Genomic DNA, 22,799 nt, shown 5'->3' with positions numbered 1-22,799 from the left:
CCCCGCGCGCGGGTCCGTAAGCGGCTTCGCCGCTTACCGCCAGGAGCCTGCTTCGCAGGCTCCTGCGACGGCGTTTCACGCCGTCGTGCCCACCGCGTCACGGGGGGCGCCGCCGCTTCGCGGCGACAGGTGGGGGGCCTGGGGCCGCTTCGCGGCCTCTGACCTGGTGTTTTGCCGCTTCGCGGCTGGGCTGGCTAGGAGGGAAGGGGCTTGGGCGGTCTGTTCCGTTTCTCATGAATTCCCCCTTCCTTTTTCAAAAACATTCCATCCCTCTTTTCCTTGAATTACCAAATCTTGGTCAATGTAATTGACCAAACAATGAGGTGGTCGCCTCTCCATTGAAAGCCTTTCTTATTTAGTCTTCCGGCTTCATAAGAATACCTCGACTATCGTTCTCCAAACGGCCAAAGGCCGTTTTCCTTTGCCCCGCAGGGGCGGGCCCCGGCGCGAAGCGCCTTAAAGGGGGCCCACCGCGATAGCGGCGGGCCGCTAGGGCCGGGGGTTTTCCGCCCCGTGGCCGAAGGCCACTTGAGGGGGCGGTTTCCTTTAGGCCCGCGGAGCGGGCCCAGGCTGCCCGTGGCCGAAGGCCACTTAGGGGGCAGCCCAGCCCGAAGGGCTGTCGATTGGCCGCGGATTTCAGGGCATGAAAAAGGGTGGCAATTCACCTGCCACCCTTTCCCCTTTTACCCAGTTTCAATTGGGCTTATCTATCACTCCAATTCGGGGATAGTGAGACCTGCATTCAGGGCGTCGAGAAGGTCAGCGGCGGCCCACTCAAAGGCATTGAGAGCGGCTGTTTCGAATGCGGAGTCGAGAGGCTCGGCGAGGTAGCACGCGAGGTACTCGTGAAGCCTTTCGCGGGCTTCGGCGGGGTCCTGGACGTAGCCGAGGGTGCCGGTCTCATCCACTGCCCAGACCTCGTATCCGTCGAGGTCGATATCGCGACTGTCAAGGATGTTGCCGCACTCGGGGCAGTCGAAAAGGCCGTCGGGGCGAACTCGGTAGGCCGAGAGGCCGCCGCAATGCGGGCAGAAAATAGGGGTCACGGAACCAGTGCCTTTCGTGTCGTGCTTCCGGGGCGTGACCAGGAGGCCGCGCGGCACGCCGCCCGCTTTTCGGCCCGGTGCGCGCCGAAGGCGCAGGGCCGAAAACCTTTTGCCGGTGAACGCGCCGAAGGCGCCCGGCAAAAGGCGGTCCGCGAAGCGGACCGATTCGCCGGTGAACGCGCCCGAAGGGCGCCCGGCGAATCGCCCGGAGGGGCCGCTAGGCCCCTCCGGGCGGCGGGCGGGGTGCCGTGTGGCAGCCTGGGTGCGCCCCGGAAGCAAAGGGCCCGTAAGGGCCTTGAGGGGCTCTGCTGCGCCCTCTCAGCTCGGCCGACGACTGCGGGGCGCAGCTTGCTGCGCCCCGCCCTGCTGCGCCCCCAGACACGAAGAGGCCCCCTCCCAGTTGGGAGGGGGCCTCTCGTAGGCGCCGTGGGTTAGGTGGGTGCGCCCAGCCATCGGACGATGTCGTGTGACCGCTTGTCGTCGGGGTCGAGGAGGTCCATTACGTCGGAGGCGATCTCTCGTGCGTAGTCGGGATCCTGTTCCGTCAGCCGCCGCCATGCGGCATGTGCGTTACGGGCGAGGCGGTCGGTCTCGTCTTGGGGGACGGGTGCGCCTTGGCGTCGCTGGACGGCCTCGACGAGGAGGGCGGTCGTCTCCGCCCAGGAGTCACCGAGTCGGAGGGTCAGCCACGCGCGGAAGGTGAGGACGTGGACGGGCGCGACGTGATCGGGGCCGTAGTGCTGGGCGAGGGCGTGCTCTAGGTGTTCGGCGGCGAGGATGGCCTCGGCGAGGTGCCCCGCGCGTTCTTGGGTGATGAGCTGCGCCCATGCAGAGCTGAGCGCCGGCGGCAGGTCGGCGGTCCAGTCGCCCAGCGGTCCCGCGGGGGCCGGAACGGGCGTGGCAGGGGCCGGAACGGGCGGGGCAGGGGCCGGAACGGGCGGGGCAGGGGCCGGAACGGGCGGGGCAGGGGCCGGAACGGGTTCGGCGCGGCGGCGAGTTGGGGCGGGCGTGGCTGCTGTCGGGGCCGGCGTCTCTACCGGGTGCGGACGGTCTAGGACCGTAACCGAGCCGTCGATGTCGACGATCAGGGGCCAGGCCGAGCCGTCGGGTTCCTTCGCCAGGGCGCGGACGGGCCGGCCGTGGTACGCGGCCCTGATCCGCACCTCGGCGAGCGCTTCCACTCGCGCTTGTTGAAGGGGCAGGGCGGCGGGCGTCACTTCCTTTCCATTCACTGCCGCTGTCCCATTGGCGCTGACGGTGATGGTGTATACGGGAGTTGCCGGAATCCGGTCGGGGTCCGTAATGGTCATTTCTATATCCGCCTTAGGATCCCTTGGGGAAGTACGGAGGTGCCCAGCCTAGATATTTGGCACCCCATTTTGACTCAATCTCCGTTGCGGGAACGACGTCAATATATCCGGGTCGCCAAATGTCATTGCTAGCAATCTTCCCATTGCCGAGGTAGAGCGCGACGTGTCCGGCTCTTTGTCCTGTGTCCCAGTACATGAGGGCGCCGGGTGGCGGTTTCCTGTCGCCGTCGTGTTTCATGCTCGGGGGCATTTCGCGGTAGTGGTCGATCGCGTAGTAGACGCCCGAGGCGTTCCATCCGTTGGCCTGGGCCACGAAGGCGAGACACATCCGGTACCAGGCGGCCCGGCCGCTTGCTGCCTGCCGCTCGGCCCACTTGATCGCCTCCTCGGTCGAGCGGGGGTTCCGCACCTCTGCGGGCCACCCGGCCTCTCCGTCGTGGAAGGGGTCTCCTGGCTTGCCGGTCTGGCCGTCGTCCGGGTAACAGGTGTCGTCGCCGTTGCTGCCGTCGCTACCGGGGTTCGGGCGACTGGGAGCGGCACCGTCGCGGGCCGGGCGCGTGAGGTCGATGTCTGCCTCTTCGGCGATCCGGCGGGCGGCGTCTTCCTGCCCGGCGTACAAGTCTGGGAACGCGGAGCGCTGGACGGCCTGTGCGGCGCGGCCGTAGTCCATGGTCTCCCACCCCCGGATGTCGTCGAGGCCGGGCGGGTCGCCGTCGGCGGCGCCGAAGAAGAACATGCTTGCCGCGTAGGTCGGCTGCATGATCTGGTCGACGGTTCCCCAGCCCTGTGACGGGCGTTGCTGGAACAGGCCGACTGAGTCCCGGTCGCCGTGCCGGATGTTGTAGAGGGTGGACTCCTGTAGCGCGGTCATCAGGCCGATGAGGGTCGCGTCGCCGGAGAGGCCGCCGTCTGCCGCTACCTTGTCGATCACCTTCGCATTGTCGATCTGCTCTTGCCGTGTTTTGGGGGCGGTGCCGGGCGATCCGCCGGCGCCGCCGTCGAGGTCGACTCCGGGGGTGCCGCGGGGGCCGCAGGAGTCGGCGGCGGCCTCGCCGCTCATCCCTCCGGTGAAGAGTCCCACGAAGACGACGAGGACGATGAAGGCAAGGAGGGTGACGCCGCCGACCTTGACCCGGAGGGCGAGGCTTCCCAGACCGGCGGCGGTGCGGATGGCGTCGCGTGCGTCCACCTACAGCCCCAGAATCCGGGTGATCCGCCACTCGTCCTCGCCCGTGAGCATGAGCTCGACGTGCAGGGTCGCGGTCTCGCTGTACGTCTCGTACCCCTTGACGTCGATGGTGGCGGTGGTGGTCCGCCAGACGCGTACGGGGGTGTCTCCGGGCAGGTCGGTGCCGGCGGGCTTGACCTTGACCGTGCGGACGTTGGAGATGCCGCCGCGGCTGACGAGGCGGTCCCATGCGGGGTCGCTGTTGCCGATCAGGTTCAAGGCGAGCGAGTCGGCCATGTAGGGCGCGGCACGCTCGACTACGGCTTTGTGGGAGCGGTCGGCCGGCGGGTTGCGGGTGTAGTAGATGCGGATTGCCTCCTCGGCGACGCGCTCGGGGTCGGCCAGGTCGACGGTCGCCGTGGGAGAGGCTGACGGCTTGGCCGAACTGGGCTGCGGTGTAGGTGAGTTGGGCTTGTCGTCTGTGGCTTGGGTGGTGGGGGCCGTGGTGGTCACCTTCGCCGCCGGCTTGTCTCCGAGGAGGCCGGGCCAGATCCACCGGGCGCCGAGGCCGAGGGCGAGGATCAGAGCGAGGATCAGGGCGGCGCCGACGGGGCGCAGGGGTTCGCGGCGCCGCTGCTCGCGTACCCATTCGGCGGTGTCGCGTCGGACCTGTGCTCTGTGAGCTCGCTTGGCGGCGGCCCGCCTGCGGCGGGGGAGCTCCTTGACGTCGTCGGGGTACTGGAAGCTCGCGAGGATCTCCCGCCACTCGTCGGGGGTGGGCTCCCTCTCCTCACTGCTCTTGGCCATGGGTCACTCACCCCTCGTCGGTGGATCGGGTAGACGGTGCGGTCGGACGGCGGTCCGGGGGTGCGGCTGCTCGCGGTGGAGGCTGGGGCGTGCGCTGGGAGGGCCGCCCGCCCGAGTTGGGGCCGACGGGGGTGTCGACTCGGCGGATCACGGTCCCCTGAATGATCCGGGAGTCGCTCGCCGCCGCTGCCGTCGGCGGAGGGGCCTGCCGGAAGGCGTACGTCGGTGTCCCTCCTGCCTCGGGTCGCATCACGGGGCTTGCAGGGGTCTGCGGTGGCGTGCCGGTCGCGGTCCCCGGGGTGTTGGTGCCGGCCGCGGCGCCGTTGCCGCCTCCGGCTGGAGACAGAGCGGGGCGCGGGGGCTGCACGGGGGCCGGGGGCGGGGTGCCGGCCGGTAGCGCGGCAGCCGCCTGCGCGGGGATAGCCGCGGGCCGGGGCGCGGCTGTCGGAATCGCCGTCGCCGCGGGCTTGGCCGCCGGGGTGCCGGCGGGAAGGGCACCGTTCCCTCCCGCTGCCCCTGCGGCTGCGCCTGCGGGGGCCGGGATGGGGCGAGGCGCGGGCGGGCGTGGCCGAACACGGGTGAGGGTGACGGCCGGGGAAGCGCTGGAACCGGCCCCGGTGCCGAGGGGTAGGGCCGGGATGATGTCGGGATCCCATGGCCTGGTCCCGCCTCCCCCGCCGCCTGCCCCTGGCGTGGGTCGGGGCAGGGGAGGCAGATTCCTGAAGCGGTTGTGGGGCGGGATCTTCCGAGCGCCACCGTTCCCGCCGCCGCTGTTGCGGTTGAGCATTCGGGAGACGAGGACGCCGGCCATCATGCCGCCCGAGCTCGCGCCGCGGACGCCGAAGATCTGCGCGAGGACGTCGCGGAATTTCAGGCCGACGGTGGCGGCAGCGATGCTGAGTCCGCTGGTGGGGAGCCACCCGTACTCGGCGAAGATCTGACTTGTAGCCGCCTGGATGCTGAGTACCGCGCCCAGGACCATGGTGGCGATGAGGCTTTCGAGGGTGCGCGCGAGGATCTGGTCGAACCATGCGAGCCCCCATTGCCTGGGCCTCCCGGGAATCACCCACAAGCACGCGAAGATCACGCCGGTGAGGAGGAGCATCAGGGCGCCGAGGAGGCTCGCCAGGCTGGTGAAGGCGAGCGTGATGATGAGGATGGCGAAGAGTACGACGTTGATGAAGGCAAGGATCGTGATCACGACCCGGGTACCCGGCTCGTGCCCCTGCCGGAAGCTCACCGACTCCTCTCCCACGGTGGCGTCGCTCACGTGGGACTTGAGCCACTCCTCGCGTGCGTCCCGGTCGGTGCCCTGCTCCAGCAGATCGGCGCCGTACTTCTCGCACACCTCCAGCGATCCGAACTCGGCGACACACCAGGGCGTAGCCGTGTAGGACCGCCATACGGAGTCAGCCGACTTGCGGAGCATGTCATCGCGCCCGTTGCCCGTGAACCGGGGCTCGTGCTTCGTCTCGAAAGGGAAGGTCGCTTCGCCGTCCCCGAGCCCTGCCGATGTGGCCTGCATGGTGACGCTGGCGCCGACCTGCCGGGCGCTGTCGACTCCGTCCACCCAGGTCTGCGGGCTGGTGAGGAGGGAGATGGAGAACACGCCGGAGATGAGCACCCATGCGATCTGCGAGAGCCCTCCGCCGCCCTTCTTGTGCTGGGCGAACGCGACGATGCCGCCGACGGCGAGTGCGGCCGGCAGCAGGGTTGCTGTGAGCCCTTGGGCTGCACCCCCGATGCTCTTCGTGACCGCGTTTTCTAGGGCTGGAATCGAGGTGAGCTGGAAGATCCATTGAACGATGACGATGCAGCCCTTTGTGATGGCTGCGGTGAGCGCCATGAAGATGTCGGCGATCATGTGGAACGACGCTTCGAACGCGTCGCCCACGCCGAACTGTTCGTCGAGGATCCACAGGCCCTCGTCCCCGTACGTCTCGTACAGGGTGCCTTGGCCGTCGGGAACCTTGAGGTCGGGTGAGGGCATCAGGTCGCCGACGCCTACCGGGCGGATGTCTTCGGCGTGGGCCTGTCCGGCGGCGAGTACGAGCGTGACGTATGCGAATAGGAGCGGGACCGCGAGGTTTCTCAGGCGCGGCCAGCGGCGGTGCAGCACTCTTACCCCCCGGAAAGAGCTGTGCGGACGTCGGTGTCGGTCTCGACGTCCTCTAGCTGGTCGACGACCCAGGCCCCCGACTCTTGGACGACCCGCACGGCTTGGCGGGTGGTGGTCGCGGGCTTGCCGGGCCACTGGACGGTGTACGTGATCAGGACTCCGTAGCCGGCGGGGTGCTTCGGGGTGGCCGGCACGGTCACGGCATCGGAGGCGACGACGGGTCCCGTGTCGGCGTGTTCGGCTTCCTCGGGCGTCCGGCTGCGGGTGGCCTTGGGGCGCGGGGTGGACCCGTCGGCGTAGCGCGGCGGCTCGGCGATGTCGACGGTGGGCGACGGGTCGGGCTCACCGTCCTGGGCGGTGGGTGTGGGGCTCGGATCGTCGTCGAGGGTGTTCGCCTTGATGCAGTCCTCCACGCTGCCGTGCAGCATCCGGGCGGAGCGGAGCGGGCAAGCCGTACGCCAGTCCTGGGCGAGGGCCGCGGTCTGGTAGTCGCGGGCAACCTTGAGGACGGCGGCTGTGGGGTCTGTCGGCTTCTGCTCGGCGGCCTGGTCGTCCGCCTGGGTGCATCCGGTCAGCAGGAGTCCGGCCGCCGCGATCAGGGCCGTGGTGTGCCGGTTCATACGCGTGCCGCCTCGTGCTCGATGTGGTCGGGGAGCTGGGTCGCCTTGGGGGAGGTGTCGAGGAGGTCGAGGAGTTCGGCCGACGGCACGTCGAACTGGACCGTCGCGGCGGCGAACCGCCGGTCGCGCACGATGCAGTGGCCGTGCCTGATCTCGCCGTCGGGCAGGAGGCCCACGGACTGGATCAGGGCCCGGGTGTGGGGGCCCGGCGGCAGGCCGAGGAGCTCGGCGAGGGCGTCTTGCTGGCTTGCGCTGGTGAGCTGGAACCCGAATACGGTGGTGAGCTGCTCGATGATGCCGGTGAGCTTGACGAGTGACTCGGGGTCCTGCGTGTCGAGGACGAGCGAGGTTGCCAACGCTCGGCCGACACGTGCCATATAGCCGAGGAAGGCGGCGCCCTCGCGGGTGGCGGTCATCAGGTGGACTTCCGGAACGGCGACGACCTTCCGCAGGCCGCGGAGATCGCGGCGGCCGGCGGTGGTGACGCCGTAGGCAAGCATCGAGTGCATGAGGGCCACGGAGAGCCGTTGCGTGGGGTTCCACTCGCGGCGGGTGGCGTCGGCCGACGGGAGGGAGAGGCCGGGCATCTGCACGACCCAGATTCCCGGTGTCGGGCGCAGGGGAGGGGTCTCTCCCGTGGGGCGGCCCATGAAGGGGGCGCCGAGTGCGGTTTGTGCGAGGTCGGCGAGCGCTTCTCCGGTCTCGCGCGCGAGGGCGTCATCCATCCCCCGCAGGTGCTCGATCACCTTCCACGTGGCGGGGTCGCCCGCGGAGATGACCGCGTTTGTGGCGTGGGTGATGGGGGTCTCGGCGCCTCGGTCGCGCAGGTGGTCGGGAATGGCGATGCTGAGCTGTGCCGGCACTTCGCCGCGGGCCTGGTCGAGGCCGCCCTCGTCGCCCAGGAGGTGGAAGAGGTCGGCGACGCCGGCGAACTTGTGGCTGGTCTGGACGAGGTGGGCGTCGAGGCCGTAGCGGGCGGCGGCGTGGGCGAGGCCGCCCAAGTCGCCCTTGAAGTCGAGGGCGAGGGCGTAGGCGCCGCGGAATGCGGCGTCGAGGAGGAGGAGCTCAAGGCCGGTGGTCTTGCCGCGTCCGCTTCGGCCGATGAGGGCGGTGGTCGTGGCGTCGCCGCGGTCGCTGCCGCCTGTGACGTCGGTGCGGAAGACTCCGGGTGTGGAGCCGGTGAGGTAGCCGACGATCGGGCCGGTGTCGTCGCCGACCATGGCGCCGCCCCACCACCAGGAGCCGGACAGGGCGGTGACGTCGCGGCGGTGGCCGAGGTCGGGGACGCGCAGCCGGTCGCCGGGCTGCGTTTCGAGCCAGAGCTCGCGCTGTTCCTCCTCGCCGACGGATACTTCGATCCCGATACCGCCGTAGTGGGTGATCACGGCGTCTACGCGGGCGCGGAGGTCTTCGAGGCTCGTCGTGCTCGTGACGACGAGGCGGGGGTGGTCTTCCACGAGGGTGAGGTCTTCGCGGCGCATCTCGCGGGTGAGCTCGGCCATCACGGCCTCGGTCTCCTCGACGTCGCGGCCGGGGTCCTCGGCGCTCTGCCGGGCAGCGCTGCGGCGCTGTTCCTTGGCGAGGCGGCGGGCCTGTTCCACTACCTTGAGGGCCTCACGCTTGGGCAGGACCCGGAAACGCACGGACGCTTCGGGGCTCACAGGAACGATGAGGTCGGCGGGGTCGAGGTCGGCGGCGAGGGCGCTCTCGTCGATGTCGGGCACGTAGTTGATCTCTGAGAGGATCCGCAGCCATTCGCCGCCGCCGGGGACGTCCATCTCCTCCGGGAAGCCGGTCATCGTGAGCACGCTCACCCAGGCGGCCACGCGGCCGGTGCCGTCGATGACGCGCAGGTGATCGGAGTACGGGAGGACACGGCCCCGCGTGAGGGTGGCGAGCTGGGCCCCCTTGATGACGCCGCCCGCCGAGGGCGCCGGCAGGACGGTTCCGCGGTGCTGCTCGCGGCTGATCATCCACGCGAGGAGCTCGACAGAGGCGGGCTGAGCCCGCCACGGGCTGGATTCGAGGCGGCGGCCGAGGCGGCGCATCTGGGCATCGAGCCGGGCGAGCTCGCGCGTGCTGACTCCCGGGGAGGACAGGCCAAGGGCGCCTTGCACGCCGCGGCGGCCTGCCTGCTCGGTCTGGCCGCTGCGCTCGGCGAGCCGCACACCGAGGAGGAGGTGTCGGGCGGGGAGGCCGAGTTGGTCGAGGCGGCGAACCCGCAGATCTGCCCATTCCTGCCAGGCGCCGGCGCTGAACATCTGGGCGGCCTCGGCGGCGTAGTCCGCCGCGTGCAGCGGCGACCACAGGATTCGGAGTTGGCAGTCCAGTCCGGCGAGGGTGCGCGCGAGGGCGGCATCGGCGGCGTCGAGTTCGGCGTCGCGGGCGGCCTCGTCCATGAGGTCGGTGTTCGAGCTCGCGAGGACGTACCAGGCTTCGGCGTGGCCCCCGGTGATGACCAGGCCGTCGGAGAGCGCTTCGTACTGGGGGGCTCCGGCCGAGCGGTCGCCTCCCATGCCGAGGAGGTCGGTGATCCTCTTACGCAACGTCATGTTTTGTCCCCCTGGTGGTGCTGCATGGCCTTTCGGCCGTATGCCTTGACTACGGCGTCGGGGCCGTAGAGCCGGGCCTGGGCTGCTAGGCGGATGGGATCCCCGGCGCCGGCGGGAACGGTGTCCTCGTCGTCCTCGCCGAGGAACCGCTCGACGAGCGGGCCGAGCGGCGAGGCGAGGAGGGTGTCTGTCCGTCCTGCCCAGCGGGCGCGGCGTGGGAGCCACTCGCTACGGGTGGCGGCCCTCCGGCCGCCGCAGATGATCGGGCGGTGTCCGAGGACCAGATACCGGGCGCTGAGGGCCCAGTTCGTGATGTTCCACCGCTGCTCGACCTTGACTGACCGCTGCGTGCCGTAGACGGCGGTGATGATTGGCGGCAGGAAATAGGCAGTGAACGTCAGTTCGTTGGGCAGGCCGAAGATCAGCAGGAGCGGGCCCGTCCAGGCCACGAAGAGGGTGAATCCGAGGACGAGGGCGCGGCGGGGCGCTCCTTCGCCGAGGTCCAGCCCGAGGAGTTCGTGTTGCTTGGGGTCGATGCGGAATTGCCGGGTGTAGGTGTGCCCCCTCCGCATCAGGCCGTCCCCGCGACCTTGTTCCAGATGCCGAGGAGCATGTCCTTGACGACGGTGGGCGCCCAGATGATGCCGCCGACGAAAACGGCGGCGACGAGGAGGGACACCATCTCTCCCCATTCCTTCTTAATGAAGTGACCGACGGCCCTAATTGCCAAGAAAGCAATGAAGATGTTGCCGACGACCAGCAGAACCCAGGTCTTGAGGCTCTCGCCGGTGGTCAGGGTGGCGGCGAGGTCTACGGACTGCATGAGGCTCCCCCTCTAGCGGGATTGGGTGATTGACCTGCGGCTATGACGGCCGCTCATGTCCTGTGCGCGGCACGCATTGCCGGTCACAGGGAGCCGCCGCGGGCGCTGGCCACCTGCCACCGCTGCGCGTCGGCGCTGGAAACTCGCGTGAGCTCGACTCGATATGCCTGCTCGACCGTGGCGCCGCCGAGGGTCCACATCACGACGGCTGTCCCTGTGCGGTCCGAACCGGTGCCGGTGTCGACGGACCACGACGAGAGGGCCTTGAACTCGATGCCGGCGGGGAGCGGGGGGACCTGCGCGCCCGGCGCTGTGACGGTGTCGGGGGTGCCGTCACCGAGGGCCTTGAAGAAGGTGGTTACGGCGTCGGTCGTCTGCACGGTCAGTGCGGCGTCGGCCTGGGGGGCGGGGATCTCCGGCGGCTTGGGGCCGCGGGCCGGGACGCCGACGAGGCCGGGCCGTCCGGAGACGATGACGCGGCCGGCGGTCTCAACGACCGGCACGTCGAGCCCCACCCAGCGCGCGGGGGTGGCTGGGGACGCGCCTGCGGCCGGGGTCTGGATCAGCACGTCGACGCGTACGCGGGCCTGTCGGTGTGCTCCGGCGGTGACGGCTCCGGGCTCTACGGCCACGACGTCCTGCCGGCCTCGTCCGTCCCATCCCATGGCCGCGTCCGCGCCTGCGGGCAGGACGGCGGCGAGGAGGGCGGCGCGCTCGGCCGCCCGTCGCTCGTCCCACGCGAGGTAGGCCCGCGCGAAGCGGGCGGCCACGGCCTGGGCCTCGGCATCGGGGTAGGCCGGGCCGGTGCGGGCGGGCGGGGGCGCGGCCGGGGCGGGGGCCTTGGTGGGCACGATCCATGACCGGACGCCTGTGATGGCCGCGAGGATGACCACGGCCCACAGCACTCCGCGCCCGAGCTTCTTCGCGAACCTCGCTCCGGACCTCTCACCGACTGCCGCCCACGGCACGGCGTCGGCGGCCGGGGCGGGCGTGGAGCGCGGGGGGAGGGTGGCGTTCTGCCGCCGGGAGAGCTCGGCTCCGGCGACTTCCCAGGGGTTCGGCGAGTCGGGGTCCTGGGGTGGAATCGGAGCGCTTCCCGCAGCGGGCTTGGCCGCCGTGGTGGGCTCCGGCAGGCCCATGACCTTGCGCGCGATGGTGGCGAGTGACGGCAATTCCAACCTCCCCCGTGTCACGGCCTGTTGTCGTGCAGACCGCTAGAGCGAAGACCCTATGCCGCTCTTGATCAAGACGTCAAAAGAGTTCGTAAGGGTCTGTCACTACGGCGGCAGTTCCGGTGCGGTGGGCGCTGCGGCATGATCGTCACCGCTAGAGTGCCCGCCTCGATGGACAACGACGAGGAGGGGCGCACGGATGCGCATACGCGGCGATCGACTGCGGTCTCTGCGCGAGTCGCGGGGCTGGACGCAGGCATACGTGGCATCGCAGGTTGGGTGCTCTCGCACGGCTGTGATCTCTTGGGAAACGCAAGGAATCACCCCGTCGCCTGTCCGCCTGCAAATCCTGGCGAACCTTTTCGAGGTCGACTCCGTTTTTCTCATCTCGGGTGACTGCGGTTCCCCGCTACGCTTCCTCCGACGCTCCGCCGGACTTCTACAGCGGGATGTGGCGAAGTCTCTAAACGTTGGCGTCTCGACGTATTCGGACGTGGAGACCGGGCGCCAGGGCATTCCTGACCGATGGGTTCCCATCCTGTCTTTTGTGTTCCGGGTGCCCCCTTCCGTCATCCGGTCCTTATGCCGCTTATCCGGAGACGAGATGCCAGAGGGCGCGGCCGATTGGTCCGCGCCCTCCGCTGTTCTCATTGAGCATCCTTCGGAGAGTCCGCGAATCAGAGGCCGAGGGCTTTCCGTTCGGAACCTCGAATAGATCCCGGCACTTCGACTCCCCGACTCGCTTCCCTCTCGGGATCACTTCCGCCTTGGCTGCCCGCCTGAATTTCAGCACCGCATCACATCTACTGCGCCACGAAATCAGGCAGACAGGGCCTCGATCTAGGGGTTCCTCACCTTTCGGCCCTGTCCCTTATCGGACTGGGCCGACTTGAAGTTATTCCCCCCTCCGATCCGGTTACGGAGTTCCCCCTCCTGCGCCTCCCCCACCCTGTCCGGGGACGTTCTTCGGGCTTGCGGTCCCGTTAGCCGCCTGCCATTTCTTCCAGGCGTCGAGCCAGGATGTGAGCTCCTCCTCGGAGTAGAAGGAAGTGGCCCCATTGGTAATCCCCTCAGGCGCCTTGATGCCCCTCGCCTCGCCGCGCTTGAAATACGTTCTCGTGGTGGCCGGCTTCCACGGGAGAATCCCCTTTGCGTGGGCCTCGCTGAGACTGTAGGTCTCGACGTCGGGGTCATCCGGCACCGCGGCCGGCACTGCGGCCGGCACCGTGACCGCGGCTGCGATAGCGGCGGCGGGGGTTGTCGCGCCTCCTGTCGCGCCTCCCCCGGTGCCTCCTGTCGCGACACCGTGTGAGCTGGGCGTACCCCCCGGGATCCCCACCGCGGGCGGGGTGGCGACAGGGAGGGGTGATGGGGGCCCGTACTTCCCTCCGGGGAGGAACGCGGCCGTCGCCGCGGTCTTGTTGACCTCGTCGAGGACCTCGGGGGTAATCCACGGGGCCATGCCGCCAGCATCGAACCAGGCGGGTGCCTGCGGACAATTGCTGAGGAGGTCGTACACGTCCGGAGTGATATAGCTCGCCTGAAACTCCCGAACCCATACGTGGTCGGCTTCGGGGTCTTTCCGCTGGTCCGAGAAGGCGCCGCGTCCCTTGATATTCGTGTCGTATCCGATGACGGGCGTACTCTGCCCGAACGCGACTCCCCAGGAAACCCGGTCCTGTTGTCCTACGGTGATCTTCGTTCCAATCTGGGCGCGCTCCATCGTTCCGCCGAAAAATGTATTGGCGAATTGCTGCGTCCCGACGACGACGCGATGGTTCGAGGATCGACCTTGCAGGAGAATGATGGAGAGCCAGTCAAGGAAGGGCGGGGTTCCCTTTCCCTTGAGGCCGTATCGCCACCACGTATAGGCGAGCTTGATCAAGGTCGGAAGTTCGTCGACTACAAGCGTCCGGGGAACGAGTTGCATTCGAAGGGCAGGATCCGCACCCTTTTCCGCTGCCGCTTCGGCCGCCATCATTGACGTAAGGAACTCGGCGAACGCCGCGATACATTCCCGCACGGTCTTATGGATGCGGATTCCCGAGAACCCTTCGGCCTCGGCGAGGCTGTTCCTTTTGGTGTCGAGGATGTCGATTAGCTCACCGTTCTGCCGACCATGCACAACAGGGATATAAAGAACGGTCGACTTACCCGAACCGGTGGCACCGGCCACGCCCCAGTGTGGCGTTTCTGACTGCGTATGAATGATGACGTCCTCGATCGAATCCCCTTCGATCGCAAGGCCGACGAACACGCGGCGCGCATCCCCGGTCGACTTCCACGGAACGTAGCTGGGAAGTTGGGGCTTCGGGGCAGGCTTGGGGGCAAGCGTCCATTGCACGTAGTGCTCTTTCCCGGTGCGTTCCCATCGGGGCACCCATTCGCCGGGAACTCGTTCCTCGACGATTCTCTCGATTGCGGCTACCGCTTCGGGACCGCCAATCCAGTTCGAGGGGATGCGCAGCACGATTCGCGCGCGGTCGGCGCGGACGTCGTCCGGGACGGAGAGCCATCGGTGCCGCGGCTCGGTGTCCTCCATTCGGAGGATCTGACGTACCGCCACCCATACGCCGGGCCCGTAGATTTGCCCGTCGGTCCACACCGGCCGGACGCGCCACAGTCCGAGTCCGGCCGAACTCGTGAGGGCCGCGACATAGGCGAGGGCCGCGAGCACGATAAGCGCGATTTCCGTCTCGGCGGGGAATCTCCACCATCCCCAGGCGAGGGGGATCGGGGCGAGGCGGACCGCCGAGCGGGCGAAGCGCGGCCACCGGGACCAGGCGCCCAGGACCCGCACCATGCCTGCGAGCGCACGCACCGGGGCGACGATGATCCGGGCCGCACGGCGGGCCGGTGACGGTTTGCCGTACGAGTAGGAGGACGAGGCGGCGGGGCGGGTGCCGAGCTGTTCGACGGGCGTCTCGGTGGCGCGGTCGTCCGGCAGGGGAACCCCGGCCTTCCACCACGTGGCCTCGCTGCGGGGCGCACCGACGAGCTCGCGGCCGGTGACGTACCGACCGATGCCGGCGGCGAGGTTGCCGAGGAACTGCTCGACGGATCTGTTGAAGCGCTCGCGGTCCGCCGGGCCGCCCTGATTGGCGATCACCGCCACAACGAGTAGCGCGGCAAGCAGGCCGCCGCCGCCGAGGCTGAATGCCCCGCCGGGCAGGCTGCCGACGAGGTCCCCCGGATTCGGTAGGGCGTACACGTCTCCCCCTCTCTGTCCCGCACGCCCGGCGGGGCGTGCCCTAGTGATCCTCGCTCACGTCCACGGCGGGAGGCTGCGGGGTTTCGCAGGGCACAACGCGCGCCCGGCTCCTGGGGAGCCGGGCGCGGGGAGGGCGGGTTGGTCAGGGGGTCGGCAGGGCGTCGAGGGCGAGCTCCCACGGGTAGGCGTGCACGTCTCCGTGCCGGGGCTTGTGCGGGACGAATCCGGGGGCGTCACCGTCGCCCAGGAGGAGCGTCACCCCGGCCGCGCGCAGCTCGGCGACGCTGCGGCCGACGGCCGGATGCCTGCCTTGGGCGTCGTTCCAGTGCGGCAGGGCAGTGATGGGCAGGCCGAGTCCGATCCCCTCCGTGATCAGGCCGAGGGCGAGGGTGTCGGAGATGCCGGCGGCCCACTTGTTGAGCGAGTTACTCGTCAGGGGCGCGACGAGGAAGGCGTCCGGGTCGGGGAACATGTCGGGCTGCGAGGGCAACTTGTACTCGTGGCGGACCACTCGGCCGGTGAGCTCGCGCAGCTCGTCGAGGTCGCCCTCCTCGGCGGCCCACCGGTAGGCGCTGGGGGTGAGGGTGAGGCACACGTCCCACCCGCGGGCCTGGGCGCCGCGAATCGGGACGGTCAGGTGTCGGGCGGGCGGCGCGGCACATGCGATCAGGTACAGGGTTCGGGTCACCCGGGCAGTCCACAACGTACGGCGAGCGCCTGCAAGCGCGCCTCTGCGGAACCCGCCCCCAGGAGTCGCAGGTCTTCGACGAGTCGGCGGGTGCGCGGCCGGCACTGGACCTCTTCCGGTGCCTCACGCTCGGCGTCGAGGAGGGTATCGACGGCCGCGGCGCGTTGTCCGGCCTGCGTCTGTCCGCGGGCAAGGTCGGTGAGGAGGTGGGCGCGGCGCTCCTTGGGCAGGGCGGCGCGGGCCGTGCTCGGGATGTCTGCGGCGGCGGCGACGGCGTCCGCTCCCTCGGAGAGCTGGACGTGTGCGGCCACGCGGTACAACGCGGCGTTGGTCGGGCCGAACGCGGTCCACAGGCGGTTGTCGTCGGCGCCGAGCTCTCCGGCGTGCTCGTCGGCCTGGTCCAGGAGGCCGGGCACGGCGGCTCGCGCCGCGGCGGCGCGGTGGTCGTCCGTCGCTCCGATGACGGCCTCGGCCATGGCCGCCTTGAGGTAGAGCATGCCGAGGACGGACAGGCCGTCGGCGCCGCGGGTGCGCAGATCGGCCCCGAGGCGGGCGGCGGCGGCGACCGCGAACTCGGCGGCGGCCTGTGCCTGCCCGTTGGCGGTCATGGCGTCCGTGAGGTGCCGGGCGGCCGACGCCATGATGACCGGATCCTGTGAGCGCTCGGCGGCAGCCACGGCCCGGTGCCCGGAGACGAGGGCGAGGTCGTGATCGCCGTACTTGATGCCGGCCGCCTCGGTGAGCTCCAGAACCAGTGCGAGGAGGCGGAAGGCACCGAGGCGGGTGTCGCCCTCGTGCCGGGCGGCGGCCCTGTTGGTGTCGGCGAGAAGCGCGGGGACCAGGCGGCCGAGGGAAGCGAAGTGCGCCGACTGGAAGGCGTGGCGGGCATGGACGAGGCGCTCGTGAAGGACGGCGAGCGGCAGGGGGTCGGCGGGGTCGTCGTCGGCCGTGCCGGTGAGGACGTCATGTCGGTGAAGCACGGTCCGAATCGCATCGAGCTCTACGCCGTCGATGCACTGCCGGCCGGGGCCGTCGGCGAGGAGCGACTCCAGCGGGACACCGAGGACGGTTGCCGCGCGCTCGATAACGGAGAGGCGAGGGTCCGTCTGCCGCTTCCCCCCTTCGAGGTCTTGCACCCAGCGGCGGGATTGCCCCATCAGGGCGCCGAAGTCTTCTTGAGTGATGCGGCGGCGGTCGCGCCAGTAGGCGACGCGGCGTCCGAATGCCTGTAGGTCCATGGCGCAGCTCCGGGCCGGGGGGGACGGGGCACGCACTGTGCGTGCCTACATCCTGTTGTACGCCCCTTACGGTCCGGATATGGCCACTCCCGAGAACACCCCCCGCATGTGGGCCCAGTTCCTCAACCCTGACGAGAGGACCCTCGACCGGCTGCGCCGTGGCGGCAGTGACGCTACGTCGCTCGTCGCCGTCGGGACGGCGTGGGACACCGTCCGTGAGGGGTGGGAGGCGCTCGCCATCGCTCCCCTTGAGCGGGGGCTCGCGGCGCTCGACGAGCTCGGACTCGACCTCGACGGCGAACACCCGGTGATCGCCGACTACGGCCGGAGCGAGCTTCTCGTCCTGGTGCCCGAGGGAACGGCGGCCCGCGCGGTCGACGGCGGCCCGCAGGGGGTACGGGCGCTCACTGCCGGATCGTGGCTCGTCGTCCCGAACGGGCCGACGGGCGTCTACGTGGCCGCGTGGCTGAGCCGACCAACTCGCTTTCACGGCCGGTATGTTGACTCCGCTCGACTGTGCGGGGCCGTCCTCGCCGCCGAGGCTCGGCGTCGGGAGCACGCCCGCGCCCACTGACCCCGTGTGCGGCTCCTCCCCCGTGGGAGCTGCGCACGGCCCACAGGACCCCCGGAGCTCCGCGCCTTGCTCCGGGGGTCCTGTCGCGCGCGGGGCGGTACCCTCGACGCCACGGCTCCTCGGTGATTCACCCACCGAGGGGCCGTCCTGCTGTAGGCGGCGGCCGATGCTCTGCGGTGAGCGTCACTCATATTTCGTGAGCTGGGGGCATATGGGCTGCGGAACGCACGCACTGTGCGTGCCCGGGGCGGACTCCCCGGCCCGTACGGTCCCGTCATGGCGCATCTGATGAACACCTCGGCCCAGGAGGGCCGCGACCCTGCCGCACATCTGCCGGCCGCCCGCCGCCCCGCCGAGGCCGGCGTCGAGCTCCTGCGCGCGGGCCAAACCCCGCCCTTCGCGCTCGACCTCGTGCGGTCCCTCGACGCGGCGAGTCAGGCCGTGACGTCGCTCGACCCGCTCGGCCCGTCGAGCGATGTCACGGTGAGCGCGCTCACCGCCCTCGTGTGCACGGGCTCGACGCCGGCGGACGCGCTAGAAGCCGCCGCCGAGGTTGCCCGGAGGTCGCCCGACCTCGAACCTCACGGCCTGACTCTGGCACGCGTCCCGGGCCCGGTGGTCGGCTCCTGGGAGTACCAAATCACGATGACGGTGAGCTCGCGGGATCCGCAGACCGGCGAGGACGTCGCCCCTGTCCACCATGGCGAGCGGCTGCGATGAGAGGGACGTATCGGTTCCGGAATTACGACGTCACGCCGGACGAGCTCGCCGAGACGGCTGTTCAAGCGGTGTGCGTGTCGGGCGATGAGGAGGACTGCGGGGCGGACTCCGGAGATCGGCCGGACGGAACAGCGCTGGCCCGCTGGATGGCGGAGCACACCCGCGACACCGGACACGACCGCTTCCGGGTGGCCTCCTGGTCCTACGCCGTGGTGAAGGCGGGCGCATGGACGTGATGGCTCAACTCAGCTTTTCGATAGGCGAGTTGCCTATACCCGAGGAGCGACGGCGCGTGCTGTGGGAGCGCGCCGAGCGGATGCGGGTCGGGGTCGACTCCGCTCGCGGCATCCGCGCGGCCCTGGCTGATCAGCGGGCCCGACGCGCGAGCGGGGGCCTCGCGTAGGCCCTGCCCCCTCAGCCTGTACGCGGAAGCGCCCGGCCCCTGTGGGGCCGGGCGCTTCCGTATGCCTACGGCTGCTCGTCGAGCGGTCGAGGCTGGTAGAGGGGGAGCTCGTGATCGGGGTAGAGAGGCGCCTTGGCCGCGATGTCGGCGAACTCGTCGGCGGGGCTGATCGCGCACGGCTCGCGATAGACCTCCTCGGCCCACCGGATCGCCTCCCGTCGCGTCCACTCTCGGCGCAGGAGGATCCGCTCCTCGGGAAGCCAGACGAGCCAGTCACCCCGGCCGTTTCGGCGCCGGTACCAGAGGAGCGCGAGGACCAGGGCGACGAGGCCCTCGGCTGCGGCCAGGAACATCAGGACCAGGCGCGGCGGCCCGGAGACCGCCCAGGCGGAGAGGAGGGCGACGGCGGCACCCGTCGCCCAGGCGGGCCAGTAGTAGAACGGGCGGGGCGTGAGGGTGCGCCGGAGGAACAGGAGCGCCGCGACGAGCATCCCGGCGGCGAGCCACACGAACGCGGCCCGGTGGGTGCCGGCGGCGAGCATGACGCACACTCCGGCCCCGCCGAAGAAGCCTGCTGCCGTCCGCCGGTCCTGCTCTGATCCGTTCGCCACCCGGTCCCCCTCGTTTCGTCGGTACAAGCGTGCCACCTCCTGGGGACGTGCAAGGGCGCGGCGAGGAGGCCCTCGCCGCGCCCTTGGATCGGGGAACTACAGCTCGCCGTGGCGGGTGGCCGCGGCGACGAGCGCGAGGGCGGCCGTCGCCGTCTCGTGCAGCGTCTCGCGCACGGGCACGCCGTGCTCTCGCGCCACGTAGATGAGGTAGCGGTTCCGCTCCGGGTTGGGGCAGTCAGGCGGGCATCCGAGGACGGCGCGGCCACTGCCCGCGTCGAGGCCGAACTCGACGTTCGTCGTGAATCCGGGAAGAGTTCGCAGGTCGCGGGGGATCCAGAACAGGACGGCGGTCGCGGCCTTGCGGGCGGCGGTCTCCCATCCGACTTGATCGTCATAGTGGGCGGCGCGCTTGCCGCCGCGGGATTCCGGCGTCAGGACGGTGAGCGGGCCGGGGCCGGTCCACTGTTCGGCGAGGGCCTCGACGGCGGCCGGGCGCCAGGACTCGACGTCGCCGCCGAGGCGGGGCGTCGGTCCGGCGAGGAAGACGCTCGGGCCGGTCGGGATGGGCTCGCGGGCCCACACGAGGGTGATGCTCACTGCTCCCCCTCGGCCTGTCGGGCGGCGGCCGTCTGCTGCGGGGTCCAGGGGAGCGGGAGGCCGTCGCCGGCCGTGCGCGGCACCACGTGCAGGTGCAGGTGGCTGACGCTCTGGGTGGCCGCGGCGCCCTTGGACGTGATGATGTTCGCGGCCGGGTGCTCGGCCATGAGCTCCGCGGCACACTCCATGACGCGGCCCGACGCCTTCGGGTCCGTGCCGGCGTCCTCGACGTGCACCCGGGGGATGACGAGGAGGTGTTCCTCGGCGACGCCGCCGCGCCGCGGCCGGATGGCGAGGACGTCGCCCCAGTCGCGGACGACGGTGGCCGGTGCGGTACCGGCGGCGATGGCGCAGAACGCGCACCCGTCCTTCGCGGCCTTGCGGAGCTCCTCGGCGAGCTCGGCCTCGGCCTCGGTGACGCCCTCGGCGGCCCCCTCGACTCCGGCCTCGGCGAGGCGGCCGAGCACCTCGATCCGGCGGTAGGCGTGGGCGATCAGCATGGACGACGAGACCGGCAGCGGGACGGGCCTGCGGCCGGTGAGGTACTCGGCGGCCTCCTCGCGGATCGCGGTGGCCTCCTCCGGGTCGACACCCTCGGTCCATCCGATCTGGCCGTGTTGGTCGACGAGGTCCTCGAACGCCTGCCGTGCGGCGGTGGCGGCGCGGATCCGGTCGGACTCGCGCTGCACTTCGGCGAGTTGGCCGTACAGGTCGAGCGGGCCGGGGCCTGCGGTGTCGGTCATGGCGGGTTCCTCCGTGGCGTGTGGTTGCGGCTTGCTGGGGTGCAGAAGCCCCGCGGACCGAGAGGCCGGCGGGGCTTCTGTCGTGCGTCAGGTGGCCTTGCGGATCTCGTGGGAGTGGACCAGGACGGGGGCGATCCAGATGCTGATCCGGTCGACGGTCCACCGGTAGTCGGTGAGCGGGCCCGGGGGGACCTCGTCCAGGACTCGGCCGGTCTTGCCGACGGCCCGGGGGTCGTCCTCGCACGAGATGATTTCGACGATGTCACCGGCGTTGAACACGGGTGCCTCCTAGCACTGTCTCTTGTGTGGGGCGGGGCCCCGGTGATTCACCCAGCGGGGCCCGGCGGAGTGGTCGGAGGTCAGCGGCGGCGGCGCGGTTCGCTACCGCCGGAGCGTCGCCGCGGGGTGGTGACGTTGCCGGACATCGAGTTGGCGCGCACGTCGAGGTCGTCGTCGAGGGCGGCCTCGGTGGCGGTCACGTGGATGTCCCCGCTCATCGTGCGGGCGCTGAGGTCCCCGCCCGCCGTCGCGTGGACGCGGATGGCTCCGCTCATCGTGTTGAGTCGGGCGGTTCCGCCGAAGTCGTCGATGCGGATGTCTCCGCTCATGGTGCTGCCCTCGACGACGTCCGTGCGGCCGAGGCGGACGTCGCCGGACTGGGTCTTGGCGTCGATGTGCGCGGCCTGGGCAACCACGACGTCACCGGACTGCGTGGAGGCGGTGACCTTGGCGACGTGCCCGGTACGCACGTCTCCGGACTGCGTGGTGCCGCTCACGTTGAGGAGCGCGCCCTCCGCGATGACGTCAGCGGACTGCGTCCGGCCGATGACCGAGCTGCCCTCCGGCACGACGGCGGTGATCTCGATGGGCGAGGTGCCCTTGATGACGGTGGTACCGCCGACTCCGGCGAAGCGGACGCCGTTGATGACGACGTCGCTGACGACGTTTCCGCCGCTGACGCCGACGACGTTCCCGCCGAAGAAGTTTCCGCCGACCTGAATGACGGAACCGGTGTTGTTGCTGATGACGGACTGAACGACGTTGCGGCCACCGCCGCCGGTAACGATCGTCGTTCCGCCGCCCTTGCCCTCGACGCTGACGTACAGCCCGGTGCCGGACTGGCGAAGCGTGGCACGGCGGACGGTGTCGGCGGCCTCGCCCTCCTCGTCGGCCGTGTGAACCGTGAGGGTGGCCCGCTCGCAGGTGGCGTCCGCGCGGACGGTGATGGTGCCGGCGTGGCCGAGGAGGGTCGCGTCGATGGTGACGGGGCCGGTGTTCTCGGCGGCGATCTGGCGAGTGGTCATGTCGGGTGTTCTCCCTTGTTTTCGCGGGGTGAGCCGGGGCCCTGGTGGGCCCCGGGGGACAACCATGACACGACTTGCAACTCAACTACAAGTGCAACTATTAGTTGAATTGCAAGTTCGGTTCGTGTTCGGGAGCGCCGGACGGCGTCGCCACCGTCCGGCGAGGGCAAGACGGGTCAGTCACGAATGGCGAGGTACGCGGCGAACCCTTCGGCGAGGTGGTGCGCCGCCTGGTCCAGCCGGTAGGCCCCTCCGAGCGGGCCGCCGAGCTCGTAGAAACCGCCCTTCCCGGTGACCTCGGCCACCTTGCGCACCGGCCAACGGCGGTCGATCAGGTAATGCGAGGCGCCGGACAGGGCGAGGGCCGCGGCCACGTTGCGGGGGCGCAGGCCGAGGCCGAGGGCCCGGTTCCCCAGGAGGAGGGCGGCGCCCTGCGTGGCGACGTACGAGGTGACGTGACCGGCGAGGGCCTTGTGTCCCTCGGCTCCCTCCTTGGCCTTGTGGGTCGCCTGGTGGTCGGTCTGCGCCCAGTGGTCGGCGACGTCGGCGGCGACGCGCAGGAGGGCGTAGACGGCGGGGAAGGCGGCGGCGCGATTGGCGGTCATGACGGGCGTGTTCCTCTCGATTGGGTTTGAGCCCCGGGGCCTCGGTCGAGGCCCCGGGGAAGTGCCGGCGGTCAGCTGTGGATGCAGCCGTGGGCGCGCGGGTCGGCGAGGTGGATCTCGAACGCGGCGGCGTCGTACGGGGTCCACTCCTGGGCGTCGATGCGGCGTCCGCAGCCCTGGCAGGACCAGGAGCGAGGTCCGTGGACGCGGCCGTACGCCTGCCGGTAGGTGTCCTCGGTCGCGCGGCCGAGGACGTTGTCGGCGGCCCACATGGCGAGGAGACCGACGAGCACGAGGTACGCGATGCGGGCGCGGCCGTCGGCGTCGAGGTACGGCTCGACGGCCAGGGCGGCGCCGACGGCGGCGAGCGGCGGGACGGCGGCGCGGAGGAGGCCGAGGGCCATGAGGCGGAGGCGGGCGGTCGCGGTCGGGGTCTCGTGGGTGTGGGTCTCGGTCTGCATTGGGGCAGTTCCTCTCTGGGGTCGGGC

24 protein-coding genes and 1 pseudogene are annotated in these 22,799 nt (G+C 70.4%); 4 read left to right on the top strand and 21 right to left on the bottom strand.

Annotated elements, in window-relative coordinates; translation table 11 throughout:
• Positions 1-710: 710 nt before the first annotated feature.
• The 10 genes from ACIGW2_RS33050 to ACIGW2_RS33005 all read right to left on the bottom strand — a co-directional run bounded on the left by ACIGW2_RS33050 (position 711) and on the right by ACIGW2_RS33005 (position 11,617).
• Positions 711-1,046 (bottom strand): transposase, encoded by a 336-nt coding sequence (locus ACIGW2_RS33050; RefSeq protein ID WP_399847781.1) that lies wholly within the window; start codon positions 1,044-1,046, stop codon positions 711-713.
• Positions 1,047-1,477: 431 nt separating this feature from the next.
• On the bottom strand, positions 1,478-2,227 hold the full coding sequence (locus tag ACIGW2_RS33045) for a hypothetical protein (protein ID WP_399847777.1): 750 nt from the start codon (positions 2,225-2,227) through the stop codon (positions 1,478-1,480).
• A gap of 142 nt (positions 2,228-2,369) precedes the next feature.
• Positions 2,370-3,545, bottom strand: coding sequence for a peptidase M23 (locus tag ACIGW2_RS33040; protein ID WP_399847776.1), 1,176 nt, complete (start codon positions 3,543-3,545; stop codon positions 2,370-2,372).
• Positions 3,546-4,331 carry a hypothetical protein gene (locus ACIGW2_RS33035; RefSeq protein WP_399847775.1) on the bottom strand — a complete coding sequence of 262 codons (786 nt, stop codon included), beginning with the start codon at positions 4,329-4,331 and terminating at the stop codon, positions 3,546-3,548. It abuts the gene before it with no gap.
• Between the two features lie 7 nt (positions 4,332-4,338).
• The gene (locus ACIGW2_RS33030; protein WP_399847773.1) at positions 4,339-6,450 is read right to left on the bottom strand and encodes a hypothetical protein; all 2,112 of its coding nucleotides are present in this window, start codon (positions 6,448-6,450) and stop codon (positions 4,339-4,341) included.
• Between the two features lie 2 nt (positions 6,451-6,452).
• A complete protein-coding gene (locus ACIGW2_RS33025) occupies positions 6,453-7,070 on the bottom strand; it encodes a hypothetical protein (protein ID WP_399847770.1) in 618 nt (205 codons plus the stop codon).
• Positions 7,067-9,622, bottom strand: coding sequence for an ATP-binding protein (locus ACIGW2_RS33020; RefSeq protein WP_399847769.1), 2,556 nt, complete (start codon positions 9,620-9,622; stop codon positions 7,067-7,069). Before ACIGW2_RS33020 ends, ACIGW2_RS33025 begins: the two co-directional genes overlap by 4 nt.
• The gene (locus ACIGW2_RS33015; protein WP_399847768.1) at positions 9,619-10,194 is read right to left on the bottom strand and encodes a hypothetical protein; all 576 of its coding nucleotides are present in this window, start codon (positions 10,192-10,194) and stop codon (positions 9,619-9,621) included. Before ACIGW2_RS33015 ends, ACIGW2_RS33020 begins: the two co-directional genes overlap by 4 nt.
• A complete protein-coding gene (locus ACIGW2_RS33010; RefSeq protein WP_399847766.1) occupies positions 10,194-10,445 on the bottom strand; it encodes a hypothetical protein in 252 nt (83 codons plus the stop codon). Before ACIGW2_RS33010 ends, ACIGW2_RS33015 begins: the two co-directional genes overlap by 1 nt.
• A gap of 83 nt (positions 10,446-10,528) precedes the next feature.
• Complete coding sequence (locus ACIGW2_RS33005) at positions 10,529-11,617, bottom strand: hypothetical protein (RefSeq protein ID WP_399847765.1); 1,089 nt, start codon at positions 11,615-11,617, stop codon at positions 10,529-10,531.
• 199 nt (positions 11,618-11,816) lie between these two features.
• Between ACIGW2_RS33005 and ACIGW2_RS33000 the strand changes: the two genes are divergently transcribed.
• Entirely contained in the window at positions 11,817-12,332 is a 516-nt protein-coding gene (locus tag ACIGW2_RS33000) for a helix-turn-helix domain-containing protein (RefSeq protein ID WP_399847764.1), read from the top strand.
• A 201-nt stretch (positions 12,333-12,533) separates the two neighbouring features.
• Here ACIGW2_RS33000 and ACIGW2_RS32995 read toward each other — a convergent pair whose 3' ends face one another.
• The 4 genes and pseudogenes from ACIGW2_RS32995 to ACIGW2_RS32980 form a co-directional block, all read right to left on the bottom strand.
• Positions 12,534-14,828 (bottom strand): type IV secretory system conjugative DNA transfer family protein, encoded by a 2,295-nt coding sequence (locus tag ACIGW2_RS32995; RefSeq protein ID WP_399847762.1) that lies wholly within the window; start codon positions 14,826-14,828, stop codon positions 12,534-12,536.
• 142 nt (positions 14,829-14,970) lie between these two features.
• Positions 14,971-15,516 carry a flavoprotein gene (locus ACIGW2_RS32990; RefSeq protein WP_399847760.1) on the bottom strand — a complete coding sequence of 182 codons (546 nt, stop codon included), beginning with the start codon at positions 15,514-15,516 and terminating at the stop codon, positions 14,971-14,973.
• Positions 15,513-16,496 carry an XRE family transcriptional regulator gene (locus tag ACIGW2_RS32985; protein WP_399847783.1) on the bottom strand — a complete coding sequence of 328 codons (984 nt, stop codon included), beginning with the start codon at positions 16,494-16,496 and terminating at the stop codon, positions 15,513-15,515. The genes ACIGW2_RS32990 and ACIGW2_RS32985 overlap by 4 nt, the downstream gene beginning before the upstream one ends.
• A 126-nt stretch (positions 16,497-16,622) precedes the next feature.
• A pseudogene (locus ACIGW2_RS32980) lies at positions 16,623-16,754 on the bottom strand (helix-turn-helix domain-containing protein); the annotation flags it as partial.
• A gap of 79 nt (positions 16,755-16,833) precedes the next feature.
• Here ACIGW2_RS32980 and ACIGW2_RS32975 point away from each other — a divergent pair.
• The 3 genes from ACIGW2_RS32975 (at position 16,834) to ACIGW2_RS32965 (ending at position 18,284) form a co-directional block, all read left to right on the top strand.
• A complete protein-coding gene (locus ACIGW2_RS32975) occupies positions 16,834-17,328 on the top strand; it encodes a hypothetical protein (RefSeq protein ID WP_399847759.1) in 495 nt (164 codons plus the stop codon).
• 276 nt (positions 17,329-17,604) lie between these two features.
• The gene (locus tag ACIGW2_RS32970) at positions 17,605-18,048 is read left to right on the top strand and encodes a hypothetical protein (protein WP_399847757.1); all 444 of its coding nucleotides are present in this window, start codon (positions 17,605-17,607) and stop codon (positions 18,046-18,048) included.
• A gap of 74 nt (positions 18,049-18,122) precedes the next feature.
• Positions 18,123-18,284, top strand: coding sequence for a hypothetical protein (locus ACIGW2_RS32965; protein WP_399847756.1), 162 nt, complete (start codon positions 18,123-18,125; stop codon positions 18,282-18,284).
• 232 nt (positions 18,285-18,516) lie between these two features.
• Here ACIGW2_RS32965 and ACIGW2_RS32960 read toward each other — a convergent pair whose 3' ends face one another.
• The 7 genes from ACIGW2_RS32960 to ACIGW2_RS32930 all read right to left on the bottom strand — a co-directional run bounded on the left by ACIGW2_RS32960 (position 18,517) and on the right by ACIGW2_RS32930 (position 22,772).
• Positions 18,517-19,062, bottom strand: coding sequence for a hypothetical protein (locus tag ACIGW2_RS32960; RefSeq protein ID WP_399847754.1), 546 nt, complete (start codon positions 19,060-19,062; stop codon positions 18,517-18,519).
• A 96-nt stretch (positions 19,063-19,158) separates the two neighbouring features.
• Complete coding sequence (locus tag ACIGW2_RS32955; RefSeq protein ID WP_399847753.1) at positions 19,159-19,659, bottom strand: nucleoside 2-deoxyribosyltransferase domain-containing protein; 501 nt, start codon at positions 19,657-19,659, stop codon at positions 19,159-19,161.
• Positions 19,656-20,402, bottom strand: coding sequence for an HIT family protein (locus ACIGW2_RS32950; protein ID WP_399847752.1), 747 nt, complete (start codon positions 20,400-20,402; stop codon positions 19,656-19,658). The genes ACIGW2_RS32955 and ACIGW2_RS32950 overlap by 4 nt, the downstream gene beginning before the upstream one ends.
• A gap of 87 nt (positions 20,403-20,489) precedes the next feature.
• Positions 20,490-20,681, bottom strand: a complete 192-nt coding sequence (locus ACIGW2_RS32945) for a hypothetical protein (protein WP_399847751.1) — start codon at positions 20,679-20,681, stop codon at positions 20,490-20,492.
• An 80-nt stretch (positions 20,682-20,761) separates the two neighbouring features.
• A complete protein-coding gene (locus ACIGW2_RS32940) occupies positions 20,762-21,706 on the bottom strand; it encodes a DUF4097 family beta strand repeat-containing protein (RefSeq protein ID WP_399847750.1) in 945 nt (314 codons plus the stop codon).
• Positions 21,707-21,882: 176 nt separating this feature from the next.
• On the bottom strand, positions 21,883-22,311 hold the full coding sequence (locus ACIGW2_RS32935) for a transcriptional regulator (protein WP_399847749.1): 429 nt from the start codon (positions 22,309-22,311) through the stop codon (positions 21,883-21,885).
• Positions 22,312-22,382: 71 nt separating this feature from the next.
• Positions 22,383-22,772 carry a hypothetical protein gene (locus ACIGW2_RS32930; RefSeq protein WP_399847748.1) on the bottom strand — a complete coding sequence of 130 codons (390 nt, stop codon included), beginning with the start codon at positions 22,770-22,772 and terminating at the stop codon, positions 22,383-22,385.
• Between the last annotated feature and the right edge of the window lie 27 nt (positions 22,773-22,799).

Source organism: Streptomyces sp. NPDC053541 (genome assembly GCF_044544705.1).
Lineage (GTDB): Bacteria > Actinomycetota > Actinomycetes > Streptomycetales > Streptomycetaceae > Streptomyces.
Note: the sequence above shows the minus strand (reverse complement) of the source record. Positions and strands in the feature narration are given on the sequence as shown.